At 47.3% G+C, this 921-nt stretch carries 1 protein-coding gene and 1 pseudogene; one reads left to right on the forward strand and one right to left on the reverse strand.

Going from position 1 to position 921, the window contains the following annotated elements:
- A pseudogene (locus tag R7Q48_RS25480) lies at positions 1-374 on the forward strand (SAM-dependent methyltransferase); the annotation flags it as partial.
- Between the two features lie 4 nt (positions 375-378).
- Here R7Q48_RS25480 and rnhA read toward each other — a convergent pair.
- Positions 379-843, reverse strand: coding sequence for a ribonuclease HI (rnhA, locus tag R7Q48_RS25485; RefSeq protein ID WP_318132934.1), 465 nt, complete (start codon positions 841-843; stop codon positions 379-381).
- Positions 844-921 lie beyond the last annotated feature (78 nt).

The raw sequence follows: 921 nt of genomic DNA on the forward strand, positions 1-921 counted from the left end.
TTAACCCAATTAGCTTTACTGGTTTAGCGAGTTTGTTCCCATGGCGTAAAAATAACTTGCCGTGGAGTGGACGAATGTTTACTTCGAGCCGAATCAATGACTGGTTAGGGTTACTCAATTACCAAGTAATTCATTGTGATCGTTATGCGCTGTTTCCTATGACACGTTATCGCACCATGTGGACTTGGTTAGAAAACAGCTTGGGGGATTGGGCTGCTCCGGCGGGGAGCTTGTACTATATCGTCGCTCGTAAACGAACGTACCCTCTCAAGCCAATCAAACCACATTGGCGTCTAAAGAAAAAACTGACGCCGCTTGGCGTGATGAACAGAGAGGGATTTGGTGAGAAGAGAGTGTCGAGCCAGCGCTACTAGCGTATTAAGATGGCTGGTAGCCTGTATCGTCTTCTGTTGGGTTTTCTGCTGCTGTGCGGGCGAGTTCATCACAGATTTCGTTTTCTCTGTGTCCAGCATGGCCTTTAACCCAATGCCAATCCACTTGGTGGCGCGCCGTTTCTTTATCCAGTGCTTGCCATAAATCGGCGTTCTTCACGGGCTTTTTATCTGCAGTTTTCCAGAAGCGTTTTTTCCAGTTGTGAATCCACTGCGTGATCCCTTGGCGCACGTACTGACTATCGGTCGTCAGCGTGACACGGCACGGCTCTTTCAGTGTTTGCAGGGCGACAACTGCGGCTAACATTTCCATGCGATTGTTGGTGGTGAGTGTGTAGCCTTTGGAGAGCGTCTTTTCTACGTCTTTGTAGCGTAAGACGATGCCGTAGCCACCAGGGCCTGGATTTCCTAAACAAGATCCGTCTGTGAAAATCTCAACGTGTTTGGTCATATTTTTGGTACTATTAGCCGAAACATTTAATAAAGCATAGTCTGACATACATAACCTTATGAATACCAGCAGCAATTC

It is taken from the genome of Vibrio sp. 378 (genome assembly GCF_033339435.1).